The organism is Tenacibaculum sp. MAR_2010_89 (assembly GCF_900105985.1).
GTDB classification, from domain to species: domain Bacteria; phylum Bacteroidota; class Bacteroidia; order Flavobacteriales; family Flavobacteriaceae; genus Polaribacter; species Polaribacter halocynthiae.
The window spans coordinates 330,709-344,653 of record NZ_FNUB01000004.1 but is presented as its reverse complement, the minus strand read 5'-3'; the positions used below and the strand labels follow the sequence as shown (position 1 = coordinate 344,653).

At 32.4% G+C, this 13,945-nt stretch carries 11 protein-coding genes and 1 other RNA gene; 10 read left to right on the top strand and 2 right to left on the bottom strand.

From position 1 onward, the window contains the following. Positions 1-32 precede the first annotated feature (32 nt). Positions 33-1,415: a cell envelope integrity protein CreD gene (gene creD / locus BLV71_RS02410; protein ID WP_255405089.1), complete on the top strand. Its 1,383-nt coding sequence runs from the start codon at positions 33-35 to the stop codon at positions 1,413-1,415. A 72-nt stretch (positions 1,416-1,487) separates the two neighbouring features. Further along, positions 1,488-1,865 carry a ribosomal maturation YjgA family protein gene (locus BLV71_RS02405; protein ID WP_093868997.1) on the top strand — a complete coding sequence of 126 codons (378 nt, stop codon included), beginning with the start codon at positions 1,488-1,490 and terminating at the stop codon, positions 1,863-1,865. On the opposite strand, the gene BLV71_RS02400 is transcribed toward BLV71_RS02405, so the two are convergent. Both BLV71_RS02400 and BLV71_RS02395 read right to left on the bottom strand, forming a co-directional pair. Continuing rightward, on the bottom strand, positions 1,842-2,060 hold the full coding sequence (locus tag BLV71_RS02400) for a DUF3820 family protein (RefSeq protein ID WP_093868996.1): 219 nt from the start codon (positions 2,058-2,060) through the stop codon (positions 1,842-1,844). The genes BLV71_RS02405 and BLV71_RS02400 overlap by 24 nt on opposite strands. Positions 2,061-2,097: 37 nt before the next feature. Continuing rightward, entirely contained in the window at positions 2,098-3,303 is a 1,206-nt protein-coding gene (locus tag BLV71_RS02395) for an NAD(P)-dependent oxidoreductase (protein WP_093869221.1), read from the bottom strand. A gap of 207 nt (positions 3,304-3,510) precedes the next feature. Here BLV71_RS02395 and ssrA point away from each other — a divergent pair. The 8 genes from ssrA to BLV71_RS02350 all read left to right on the top strand — a co-directional run bounded on the left by ssrA (position 3,511) and on the right by BLV71_RS02350 (position 13,919). Continuing rightward, positions 3,511-3,905: a transfer-messenger RNA gene (gene ssrA, locus BLV71_RS02390) on the top strand. A gap of 325 nt (positions 3,906-4,230) precedes the next feature. Beyond that, on the top strand, positions 4,231-5,517 hold the full coding sequence (locus BLV71_RS02385; RefSeq protein WP_093868995.1) for a site-specific integrase: 1,287 nt from the start codon (positions 4,231-4,233) through the stop codon (positions 5,515-5,517). Positions 5,518-6,278: 761 nt separating this feature from the next. Next, on the top strand, positions 6,279-6,782 hold the full coding sequence (locus BLV71_RS02380) for a hypothetical protein (protein WP_093868994.1): 504 nt from the start codon (positions 6,279-6,281) through the stop codon (positions 6,780-6,782). Between the two features lie 628 nt (positions 6,783-7,410). Continuing rightward, positions 7,411-8,109: a DUF6291 domain-containing protein gene (locus BLV71_RS02370; RefSeq protein WP_093868992.1), complete on the top strand. Its 699-nt coding sequence runs from the start codon at positions 7,411-7,413 to the stop codon at positions 8,107-8,109. Positions 8,110-8,145: 36 nt separating this feature from the next. After that, the gene (locus BLV71_RS02365; RefSeq protein WP_369813886.1) at positions 8,146-8,352 is read left to right on the top strand and encodes a helix-turn-helix transcriptional regulator; all 207 of its coding nucleotides are present in this window, start codon (positions 8,146-8,148) and stop codon (positions 8,350-8,352) included. Between the two features lie 16 nt (positions 8,353-8,368). Continuing rightward, positions 8,369-9,922 (top strand): type I restriction-modification system subunit M, encoded by a 1,554-nt coding sequence (locus BLV71_RS02360; protein WP_093868990.1) that lies wholly within the window; start codon positions 8,369-8,371, stop codon positions 9,920-9,922. Next, entirely contained in the window at positions 9,870-11,072 is a 1,203-nt protein-coding gene (locus BLV71_RS02355) for a restriction endonuclease subunit S (protein WP_093868989.1), read from the top strand. The genes BLV71_RS02360 and BLV71_RS02355 overlap by 53 nt, the downstream gene beginning before the upstream one ends. After that, positions 11,073-13,919, top strand: coding sequence for a type I restriction endonuclease subunit R (locus BLV71_RS02350; protein WP_093868988.1), 2,847 nt, complete (start codon positions 11,073-11,075; stop codon positions 13,917-13,919). Positions 13,920-13,945 lie beyond the last annotated feature (26 nt).

Here is a 13,945-nt window from a genome sequence, read left to right as displayed (position 1 = left end):
ATAATAACAAATATTTTAAATAAAAGATGAAAATGGAAATATCAAATCAACAAAATGGGAAATTTGGCAAATGGCTAAAAAACTCAATTACGGCAAGAATGTTAATGATTGGCTTATTAATAGTAATTCTATTAATTCCTTTATCCTTTATTAAAAGCTTGATTTATGAACGTATGGGAAGGCAACAGGAAGTAGTTAATGAAATCAATAAAAAATGGGGTAAAGAAGTATTGTTGTATGGTCCAATATTAAAAGTGCCCTACAAAACGTATAAAGTTAAAAATATATTCAACACGGCAACCCAACAAAACAGTGAAGAAAGCATAGAGAATATAAAATACGCTTATTTTTTTCCTAAAAAACTAAATGTAGCATCTACGATTAATCCTGAAGAAAAAAAACGAGGAATTTATAAAACAGCAGTATATAAAAGCTCAATAGCAATTTCAGGAAGTTTTGTAAAACCAGACTTTAGTGAATTAGATATAAAACCTGAAAATATAATTTGGGAAAAATCAAAATTAATAATTAAAACTTCAAATTTAAAAGGTGTAAATAGCCTTGTAGAATTAAAACTGAATAATAGTACTTATGCGTTCAGTTCAAAAAGAGATACTTATAATTCTGCTAAATCATATACTAAACATGTTAAATTGCATAAGTTAGAAAGCAAGTATCTAAAATTAGAGGATATACCTTTAAAAAAAGAAGTAAATTTTAGTTTAGATATGAACATAAATGGGAGTAAACAAATTCGTTTTATACCTGTTGGTAAAGAAACTACTATTGAAATAAGATCCGATTGGAAAACCGCTAATTTCTTAGGAGAATATTTACCTTATAATTCTGATAAAATATCTGATACTGGGTTTAATGCTAAATGGAAAGTACTTGAAATAAATAGACCATACCCACAACAATTTTTTAAAGGGTTGCCTAATTTAAAAGAATATGCATTTGGAGTTAATTTCATGATTCCTGTAGATGAATATCAACAAAGTGAACGTTCAGCTAAATATGGTTTTTTGGTTATTGGGTTAACCTTTTTGGTATTTTTCTTAATTCAAACCATGAGTAAAATATCTATACATACATTTCAATATTTAATGATTGGTATCGCATTAATTATGTTTTATACATTGTTAATATCAATATCTGAGCATAGTAGTTTTTTTAAGGCATATTTAATAGCAGGAATTTCAGTAGTATCTGTAATAACAGCCTATTCTAAATCTATTTTAAAAAATATTAAGTTCCCATTATTTATTGGAGCTTCCCTTGTTATTTTATATACCTTCATTTACATCATTATCCAATTAGAAAACTACGCATTATTGGTTGGTAGTGTAGGGTTATTTATAATCTTAGCTTCCGTAATGTATGCATCAAGAAAAATTGATTGGCAAAACGATTAACAAGCTATAGGTATTAATGAATATAATAAAGTACCATACTGGGTATGGTACTTTACTTTTAAAACTTTATAAATGAATATTAGTTTAAATTATTTTAAGAAAGCTGTTTTAGTTTTTATAGTAGAGCTATTAATAGCTCAAACTTCTGGTTTTATAAGGCACACATTGGGCGACTTTTTGGTAGTGATTTTACTCTTTTATTTGATGAAAGCTTTTTCCAATTTCTCAAATATAACAATAGGAATAGGAGTATTACTTTTTTCTTTTTTAGTTGAGTTTTTACAGTTAACCTTTTTTTTAGAATATATAGGGATGCAAAACAATAAATTAGCAACTATAATATTTGGAGCAACATTTAGTATTGGTGATCTAATAGCGTATACACTAGGTATAGCTACTGTTCTTTATTTAGAAAAAACGAAAAAATTAGAAGGTTCTAATCTTTCTTAAAATATCTTCTAATCCATTAAGTTGTAATTCATAAACAAGCGCCATCATTTTTCCTAATTTTCCTGCAGGAAAACCTTTGTTCTTATACCACACTAAATAATACTCAGGTATATCAATTAAAAAAGTGCCTTTATATTTACCAAAAGGCATTTTCATGTTTGCAGTATCAATTAAAAATTGTTTGTCAGGTAGCATAAAAAAATCCCGCTTTGCAGCGGGAATAGTATTGTTATTATTCTTTTCCTTCTACAAAATCTTGAAGGTAGGAATAACGATTGGTTAATTTTCCGGTTTCTGTCATTTTAGCGCGGGCTAATATACCATCTTTATCATTATTGTAAAAAGAAGGAATAACATGTTCTAAAAACATATCACCAAACCCTTCACTAGCATCTTTAGGTAGTTCACAAGGCAAATTGTCAACAGCCATAACTACTATAGCATCATCATCTTTAAAATCAATTTCAGATTCTGTTACAGGATTATAACCGTATATTGGATCTGCTATTGTTGAAGGTCTTATTGTTGAAGCAACAGGTCCGTCAACATCACATGAAATATCTGCTACAAATTTGATGTTAAAATCTTCTTTTTTAGCATCATCTCTAGTAAATAAGTAAGGAGCTCCATCACCATAAAAATGACCAGCAATAAAAAAGTCAGTTTCTTTAGCGTATGGCATAAAGTTACTTTCATAACCACTAGGATCTTTATAAAACTCAAATTTATCTCCTACTTTACCATCTGTACGCTTGCTATATTCCATAACATCTACCATACAATACGTAGGTTCAGTAAATTTAGCCGTTAAATATAAAGCATCACTTATTTCTTTTATTTTTAAATGATCTAAAATTTCTTTGGCTCCATAGGCAACTTTACCTGTACCAGAAAGTAAAATTTTGATATTTGGTAATGTAATTTTATCTAATTCGGCCTTTACAGCATCTAAATCGGATAAACTTTCAACTTTAGGTAAAGTAAAAGAACCATCCTTTAAACCAATAGCTCTAAGTCCATTATAAGCACCTACTAAACCAGCATAACGCCCGAAACCAATTAAACGAGCACCATTTTCTTTTATAATAGTTTCATGGTCAAATAGCTCAATGTTTTTTTCTAACATTGCTTTTAACAATTTCCTATTATAAGGTTGCTTTTTAATAGTGTGTGAAAAGAAAAAGTATTTTTTATTTGGAATTAAATTTTCAATAGGAACTTCTTTTACTCCTAATAAAACATCACAATCACTAATATCATCAGTAACTTTAAATCCTGCATTTTTATAAGCATCATCATTAAAAACTCTAATATCAGAACTTTCTATTACAATTTCAGCTTGAGGAAACTGTTGTTGAAATTCTTGCAATTTTTGAGGTGAAAACACAACTCTTCGATCTGGTGGATTTTTGCGTTCTCTTATAATTCCGAATTTCATATCTATTCTATTTGTATTAAAATTAAACAATTTATCTATAAATGTTGTAGTTTACAACAACTTCTGCGAAAATACTTTTTTTAAAAGTAATTTACAAGTAGTATTTTTTTATATTTGCCTTCGCTTATTTAAATAGAATAAGATTTCATTTAATATTTTGTTAGATGGTATGTTTTTTGACATAAATAAGTAATTCTTTGACATATTGGGGACGACTGGTTTTGACAGCAAGGTCAGTGATAATGTAAGCATACCGAGGAGTGAAATGATAACTCGTAAAACTTATTTCAACTTTTTAAACGGCGAAGATAACTACGCTTTAGCTGCATAATCTGAATTAATAGTAAGATTAGCCTCGGCGCACAAGGTGCGCAAGCTTTATGTCCACGGAAAGCCTTGGTTTATGGCGTTCCACTTTTGGGCATCGTAAAAATAAACATAGAAAACTTAGCACTTCGATAGGTTTTTGAAACTAAAGAAGATAGGCTTAAAGTAGGCAGTTTTTGGTCAGCTTTAGGATGAAAACTAAACAAAAACTAAGTATGTAGAAAGCCTTTGAGCTGCTTGTTTGGACCCGAGTTCGATTCTCGGCGTCTCCACAATTTACCCACAAACACTGAGGATTTAGTCCATTAATTTGGCACTATCCTCGGTGTTTTTTCTTCCTATCAAATAACACCCAAACTCAATGTTTACAGATCATTAGACTTAATTTAATGAGTTTTTTAATAGATTTTGTAGGGTGTTCCATAGATCTTTTACCACATCCTGTTTTTGTCTCTTTAAACCGATTTTCCGTTGGAATATCTGCACCTAACTAAACCTAATACTCCCAATTTAGGTGCATTTAGGTCACAGAAATCGATTTTTTAGGTCATAGAGTACTGTTTATCAATTAGTTATTAACTTATTAAAAAACAGGAAATTATGAGTAATGTCAAGTTCAACTACTTTTTAAAAAACAACCCGAACAACAAAAGAGAACTCCCAATTGTGATGACAATCATCATGTCGGGGGAACGAACACAAATGTTCACAGGTCTATGGACAGTGAAATCGAAATGGAATCAAAAGTATTCTAAAGTGATCGGAACTGATCCCGATTCAAAATCAATTAATGATACCCTACTCTCTTTTATTTCCAGAGGACGAAGGGTTGTAAATGAACTGGTAGTTTCAGGAAAACCATTTAATCCAAATACTGTCAAAGACAAATTAAAGAACGGATTCTCCAAAAACCTAAAAACTATAGAGTCTTACAATTTATTTTTAGAGAAGATGGAAAAAAAGATTCCAACCAAGTACACAAGATCTACTTATGTAAAGTACCTAAACACCAAACTCAGGGTCGAAGAGTTTATAAAACACTACACCAAGAGAAATGACATCTTTCTTTATGAGTTAGATTCGGAATTTATGGAGAATTTTGATCTGTGGTTACGAGATAAATATAAGGTTGCACACAATACGGTTTATAAGACGTATCAAAGGTTTACACGATTCATTCGATTAGAAGTATCCAATGGAAATTTAGATCGTTACCCCTTCTCTAATTACTCTATAAAGATGATACAAAAACAAGGTCACTACCTGAGTTTTGAAGACATTGAGAAATTAGAAAATCTAAATGTAGACCTACCAAGACTCTATCATGTCAAACACCTGTTTCTATTCTCTGTCTATACAGGTCTTGCGTACGCTGATATGAATAAATTATCTAAAAATGATCTATATACAGATGATGAAGGAATGATGTGGATCAAAACCACAAGACAAAAATCTAAATCAAGAGTATCCATTCCACTGATATCGAATGCACTAAAATCATTAAATATTTTAACTAATGGAGATTTTCAGATCCAAAAGGGAAAACTACTTCCGATGAAATCTAACGTGAGACTCAATTATGAGATCAAACAGATATGTTCAATGTCAAGAATAAAAGATTATGAAAAAGTGACCTGGCACAGTGCCAGGAGATCTACAAGTTCAATAATGATGAAAGCGGGAATTCCATTACAAATCCTTCAAAAGGTGTTATCCCATAAATCACTATCAACATCTCTAATGTATTACACCCATGTGGAAGATTCTCATGTGAAAGAGGGAATGAAGTTATTGGATGAAAAACTAAATCAAAGAGTAGAGATCCCTAAGGATGGACCTATAGATCTTAACACCCTACAAAATCTATTAAAAAACTCATTAAATTAAGTCTAATGATCTGTAAACATTGAGTTTGGGTGTTATTTGATAGGAAGAAAAAACACCGAGGATAGTGCCAAATTAATGGACTAAATCCTCAGTGTTTGTGGGTAAATTGTGGAGACGAAAGGACTCGTAACTTCATCTACTCACTCAACACTATAAGATATTGAATATCAATTATTTGAGTGTCAATATCTAAGTTTCAAACAACACCTCAAATTCGTGTTAGGTGCATATATTCCAACCAAATCGAGTTTTGAGTACTGATTTACTACAAATTTAACGCAACTGCATTGATGGTCCTAATTGAGGTATTATTTACTGTGCCGATAACAATTGAGAATGATCTTATACATGTAAGATTTTTACATCTTTTAGTTGGTGGTGTATTATCTAAGTAGATATTATTAGTTCCCCCGCGGATTCACTTATTCGTGTATCACGGTTATACCATTATATAAATTAAATGAACCATAATATGGTACAACTGTAGACCTATTCAATTTTAGACCATTCAATGGTGTAGTTTAAAAATGATATTATTTGTGCAGATAACATTTATGGACAGGATCTCACCTGCAGTGATCTGATCTCTTCAATTGTTATCCGCACAGAAACATCAGAATTGACTCTGGTAATGTGGTTCATCTATATATATTGTTCCCCCCGGGATGGGGTTCCTTCAGGTCCCACATCCCCCCTTAAATGGTGGTAAAACGATGATATTATAATGGGGGTCAATACCCTCTAAAAAATATTATGAAAAAATGAGTGAGATATTGGGATTATTGTTGGTTGGGTACTTAGTTGTAACTGGTGCTTCTTTGATTATAGTGATTATAAAACTATTAATCCCTCAACACATCTTTACTATTGATGAAGTCGCTGAATATAAAAGTGAAGTTTATAATTGTGTATTAGAGTTGATTCAAGAGGATTTGGGTGTCCAAATTAAGGGTTTGACAGTCATCTATGATTATTCTCCCAACGATGAATTTAAAGGGTTCTATCAACAAGAAAATCACTCCATAACCTTGTTTCTTGAAAATTTAGATAATGTTCATTCATTTATACTTACTCTTCTTGAGGAGATCCATCATTCCATATTTGTATCAACAAAATCAGGTATAAAAATTTATGAATTATACGATAAAAAAGTCGGTTACGACAACAACCCTCTCGAGTACGCTGCAAAAGTTTATGCGCGAGATAAGTTCAAATCAATTCATAGAGTTTTGAAAAAAAAGGGTCTTATTCGTTACAAGGTATAGAACCCTACAAATGGAAATATATAGTCAAACTCGATTTAAACCAATTTAAAGAGGGTTTTATTAACTCTTGATTGAAATAGGTATAAGTAATTATTCCGACAAATTGTAACTGATTCTTCTGTACACATCAACTACTAATTTGAGTTGAGTTGACTGAAAGTCCAACTCAAGGTCATCAGTCATTCCTAATTCCTCAATAAAGTACTCCCGTATTTGTTTTCGCTCCCAGGAGGTTATTTCCAAATTTGATGGAATATGTCTGCTCCAATATTTAATATCTAAATTTTCTTTTCCTCGTATCATCTATTTCTATTCTATTTAGTTTATTTCTCAACGCCTCTCGGATAACTTGAGACATAGTTACTTTGTCCTCAACGATGTTGAGTTGAAGTCTACGATATTGATCTTCCGTGATACGGACGACGAGTTTTCTATCAAGTGATTCTCTCATGTTAATAAGTATTTTACAATAAATACATTGCAATACACCAAAAGGGGTTGATTCTTAAAATTTAATTGTGTATCCATTATATAAACCTTACAATCAAATAATATAAACTAAAAAAATCCTCATTTGATTAAGTGTTGTAAGGTTCACTTTTTCGATTGAGGATTCATTTTTTAAATTATGAAAGAAAATAAAAAATCATTCTTATTCTATCAATCATGGAAGACTCAAATCGATATTCTTGATGATTCCGAACTCAGAAAATTCATTAACAATTTACTCTCTTACCATGATGGTGGTGAAGTAGTTTTAGAATCAAAATATGACAAACTTTTATGGAACGGTGTCCTACCTGGGTTGGAGGTAAACAATTTAAAATATCAAAAAACGATTGAGAGAAATCGAGAAAATGGGAAAAAAGGTGGTAGACCTAAAAAAGAAGCAGCAGAAACTGAAAAACCCAATGGGTTTATTGAAAACCTATACAAAACCGATGGGTTTAAAGAGAAACCCAAAAAACCCGATAACAGTAAAGTGGAAATTGATAACAGTAAAAGGGAAATAGACAATAGTATAAAGACAACCGGTAATCGTGAATTGAATACTGAAAATTGTAAAGATGTAATTGTTGAAACTGAAGTGGTAAATGAATATCAACAAAAGGTATTTGACAATTGGAGATATAGTAAAACAAAAAAGTTGAAGGATATTATTCAAAAAAAGTATCCAGGATATCCTCAACTATTATCAATTACTACCGAGGAGGAGATTATAGAAAGTCGTAAAAAAGTACCAGATCACATTTGGAACAAAGTTGAAAATAATATTAAGGAGATAGTTGAAATTAACAACAGTAAATTAAGGGAAAACTTATATTAGAATTCCCTTAATTTTTTTATATTTGTTAAAACTCAAATGAGAATGCAGTACAATAGAATTAAATCCGTTTTGGAAGAAAAAGAAATTTCTCAGAAGAAATTATCTGATCTAATGGGAGTGTCCGTTGTTACCATCAATTATTGGTGTAACCAAAAATCTCAACCCTCTATTCGCACTCTATTTGAAATTTCAAAAATTTTAGAAGTAACTCCCGACCAGTTAATCAATAACAAAATCGGGTAATAAATTATAAAAATCTATGTCAGAAGAACAGAGACGTCAACTTGATGCGCAATTGTGGGGGATTGCAAACCTCCTAAGAGGAAAAGTAGATCCCGATGACTACCGCGACTACATTCTTGGATTTATCTTTTACAAGTACCTTAGTGAGAAACAACATTTGTACGCAGATGGACTACTACAGGGAGAATCTGTAACTGATTTTGAACTGGTAAAAGATCAAGAAACTCTGGATGCAATTCAAGAGGAAAGTCTTATTTCAATAGGGTACTTTTTAAAACCAGAGGAACTCTTCTCTTCAATTACCAAAAGAGGGAACACCAATTCCTATATTTTAGATGATCTTCAATCTGTTCTCAATCACATTGAACAATCTACTTCAGGTACTGAAAGTGAAGATGACTTCAACGCACTGTTTGAAGATTTGGATCTCAACTCAACTAAGTTGGGAAGAACTCCCAACGCACGAAATGAGATCATTGTCAACATTCTTACCTACTTAGATGAAATTGACTTTAGATTGGATGAAGTAGAGAGTGATGTAATAGGTGACGCGTACGAGTATCTTATTGCGAAGTTTGCATCAGGTGCTGGAAAGTCTGCGGGAGAATTCTATACCCCTCAACAGGTATCAAAGATTCTATCCAAAATTATTACCACTGGTAAAACTAAACTCAAGAGTGTATACGATCCAACCTGTGGTTCAGGATCGTTATTACTTCGTGTTGCAAGAGAAGTAGAAGTTGGTGAATTTTACGGACAAGAACTCAATAGAACTACCTTTAACCTTGCACGAATGAATATGATTCTTCACGATGTTCATTACCGTGATTTTGATATTCGTCAAGAGGATACTTTAGAGGAACCGCAACACCTTGATAAACGATTTGAGGGTATTGTTGCAAATCCACCTTTTTCCTTAAACTGGAAGAGTGATGCAAACCCATTATACGCATCAGATGAAAGATTCTCTCAATATGGTAGACTCGCACCAAAATCTAAAGCGGACTTTGCGTTCGTTCAACACATGGTCTATCAGTTAGCAGACAACGGAACTATGGCGTGCGTTTTACCGCACGGAGTATTATTTAGAGGATCAAGTGAAGAAGTCATAAGAAAGTATCTAATCAACGATTTAAACTATTTGGATGCAGTAATTGGATTACCTTCAAACATCTTCTTTGGAACGAGTATTCCTACTTGTATCCTTGTTTTAAAAAAATGTAGAGAACAAGACGACAACATTGTCTTTATAGATGCGAGTGGAGATGATCACTTTATCAAAGAAGGAAACCAAAACGTATTAAGAAATGAAGATGTAGAATTGATAGTTGAATCCTACCGTAACCGTGAATCGATTGATAAATACAGTTCTGTAGTTACCCTTCAAGAAATTGAAGAGAACGATTACAACCTTAATATCCCTCGATATGTAGACACTTTTGAGGAAGAAGAAGATGTGGACTTAGAACAGGTCTCAGAAGAGATTCAATTATTGGAAAAGGACCTGTCTGAAACGAATGAAACCATTCAATTGTTCTGTAAAGAACTTAACATCTCAACACCATTTTAATATGAGTGAGGTTAAGAACATACCGGGATTACGATTTCCTGAATTTGATAAAAATTGGGACAAAACAGTTTTACAAAACGTTTGTGAGGTCAATCCTCGATCTACGGAGTTACCAAATAGTTTTGTTTATATTGATTTAGAATCTGTTAATAGTGGAAAATTATTATTTCAAAATAAAATTCTAAAGGATGGTTCTCCAAGTCGAGCACAAAGATTACTTGAAAGCGGTGACATAATTTATCAAACAGTAAGACCTTATCAAAAGAATAATTACTTATTTGATTTGGAAGGTGATTATGTAGCATCAACAGGTTATGCGCAATTAAGATCGAAACAAAACAACTCTTTTTTGTACCAATTACTTCACACTGAAAAATTTGTTAATAGAGTTCTTCTTAGAAGCACAGGTTCAAATTATCCTGCAATTAATTCTTCAGATTTAAAAAAAATTACATTTGATATCCCCTCCCTCCCTGAACAACAAAAAATTGCAGACTTCTTGACTGCGGTAGACAAACGAATTGAACTTTTAGAGAAGAAAAAGACCCGTTTGGAAACCTACAAGAAGGGTGTGATGAAAAAGATCTTCAACCAAGAGATTCGATTCAAAGACGACAGTGGTAACGACTTTCCTGATTGGGAGGAGAAGAGGTTGGGTGAGGTTTGTAAAATTCAAAAAGGTAAACAGTTAAATAAGTCTGAGTTAATCGATACAGGTGAATATCCTGCGATTAATGGAGGTATAAATCCTTCAGGATATACTGATGAATGGAATACGGTTGCAGATACAATAACAATAAGTGAAGGTGGAAATTCTTGTGGATACGTAAATTATATTAAAACCAATTTTTGGTGTGGGGGTCATTGTTACTCTCTTTTAGAAATTCAAAATTATTTACAAAAGGTTTATTTATTTGAATATCTGAAATTTAGAGAATCATCAATCATGAATTTAAGAGTAGGTTCAGGATTACCTAATATTCAAAAAAGAGAGATTGACAGTTTTCATATTTTAATACCTTCTATAAATGAACAGAAAACTATATCAAGTTTCTTATCAACTATTGGAAATCAAATAGAATTGTTAGAAACCCAAATCGAAAAATCAAAGACTTGGAAAAAAGGTCTCCTTCAAAAAATGTTTGTGTAGATGACTAAACAACCTGAACTCATATTAGAAAATAACTTAGTAGACCAATTAGTAGGTTTAGGGTATTCTCCTGTCTCAATTAAAGACGAGGGGGATTTGGTGTTGAATTTAAAATCTCAATTGGAGAAACATAATAAAACTAAGTTCAATGATAACGAGTTCAAACAGATTCTAAACTACATCAGTAAAGGAAATATCTTTGAAAGGTCTAAGACTTTAAGAGATCGTGTTCCTTACATCAACGATAAGAATGAGACTAAGACCATTGAACTGATCAATCAACAATTTTGGTGTCAGAATGAGTTTCAGGTAACCAATCAAATCACCATAAAAGGACAATACGAGAACCGTTATGATGTAACTATTTTAGTTAATGGTTTACCCCTTGTTCAAATAGAACTCAAACGTAGAGGGTTAGAACTCAAAGAGGCGTTTAATCAAACCAACCGTTACGAGAGACATTCCTATGGTTCTGGTCACGGACTCTTTCAATTCATTCAACTCTTTGTGATTTCCAATGGAGTAAACACAAAGTACTTCGCAAACAATCCGATCAAAGAAAGGTCATTTAAACAGACCTTCTATTGGAGTGATGAAAACAACAAACTCATCACCCAACTATCAAAATTCACAGACATCTTTTTGGAACCTTGTCACCTTTCCAAAATGATTACCAAATACATCGTTTTAAACGAAACTCATAGAGTATTGATGGTGTTGCGACCATATCAATACTACGCAACAGAAAACATCGTAGAACGTGTTAAATCGACTGATAAATTTGGATACATCTGGCACACTACAGGAAGTGGTAAAACACTAACCTCATTTAAGACCGCACAGATTCTTACGCAACTACCTAATGTCCATAAAGTAGTGTTTGTAGTAGATAGAAAGGACTTGGATTATCAAACAACTAAAGAGTTTAATTCTTTCTCTAAGGGAAGTATAGACGGAACAAACAACACAAACACTCTTGCGAATCAATTGGCGGGAGATACCAAACTTATTATAACCACAATTCAGAAACTAAACACTGCGATCACCAAAAATAGGTATCAATCAAGAGTTGAAGGTCTTGCAGATAAAAAAGTGGTGTTTATTTTTGATGAGTGTCACCGTAGTCAGTTTGGAAAGACCCATGAGGAGATCAGAAAATTCTTTCCAAGTTCTCAGATGTTCGGATTTACAGGAACACCGATCTTTGAAGAAAATGCAGGGTCAAATGAATTTGGAAAACGAACAACCACCATGTTGTTTGATAAGTGTCTACACAAGTATGTTATTACTGATGCAATTAGAGACGATAATGTCTTAAAGTTCTCTGTAGAGTACATAAGTACCTTTAAGAAAAAGGAAAGTATTGTAGATATCAATGTTGAAGATATTGATGAGACAGAGGTAATGAATTCTCCCGCACGATTAGAGGGTGTAGTTGATTATATCATTAACAACCATGACCGTAAAACCCATAATAGAAAATTCACCTCTATATTTTGTGTTTCCAGCGTATCGGTATTGGTAGAATATTATAAGATCTTCAGGGAGAAACAAAAAGACTTAGATAATGACAAGAAATTAAAAATTGCAACTATTTTCTCCTACCAATCCAACGAAGAGGACAAAGACACCCTTGGGAATTTTGGAGAAGAGTTTTCTACTGCAGCAGAACCTGAATCTGAATATGTAACTCAACACTCGAGAGATTACTTAGAGGACTTTATTGGGGATTACAACAAAACTTTTGGGACTAATTACACTACTAAGGATAGTCAATCCTACTACAATTATTACAATGACATTGCAAGGAAAGTAAAGGAGAAACAGATTGATGTTCTATTGGTAGTTAACATGTTCCTTACTGGATTTGACAGTAAGTTATTAAACACCCTTTACGTTGATAAAAACTTGAAATTTCACGGTCTTATTCAGGCGTACTCGAGAACCAACAGGATTTTTGGGGAGTTGAAATCTCAAGGAAATATAGTTTCCTTCAGAAATCTAAAGAAACAGACTGATGACGCAATTCGATTGTTCTCTAATTTAGACAATAAGGATCTCATTGTTATGGAACCTTACGAGGTTTATTTAGAAAGATTTAATGATGCGTATAACAACCTAACAAAACTCACCCCCAGCGTTGACAGTGTCAACGACTTAATTAGTGAGGATGATCAATTCGAGTTTATTAAACTCTTCAGAGATCTAATGCGGGTGAAAAACGTTCTTAACACCTTTACTCAGTTTGAAATGGAAGAAACTGAAATGGAGGGTCAAGAGTTTGAAGACTACAAGAGTAAGTACTTGGACCTTTATGATAGACATAAAGGTGATTCTAAAGAAAAGGTATCCATTATTAATGATATTGACTTTGAGTTAGAACTTATCCATAGAGATGAAATCAATGTCTCCTACATCCTTAATCTCCTTTCTACCCTCAAAAACAGTCCAATTGAGGAACAAGAGACGCAGAAAAAGAAAATTATTGAAATCATTACAGGTCAATCAGATCTGAGAAGTAAACGAGAACTCATCGAACGTTTTATTGATGACAACCTTCCAAATATTGAAGACAGTGACAACATTCCTGAAGAATTTGAGAAATTCTGGAACAAGGAACGAGTAAAATATATTAACAAGTTAGTTGAAGAAGAGAACTTAGATAAAGACAAACTTGAGAAGGTAATCGGAGATTACATGTTTACTGAAAAAGAACCACTGCGAGATGATTTGATTGACATGTTACATAAAAGACCTTCATTAAAGGAAAGATCTTCTACTTCAAAGAGATTAAAAAATCGAATTGTTGACTTTGTTGAGACTTACAATACTGGAGTTGGGGTTTAGGTAATATTAGAAAGAATAAAGAACAA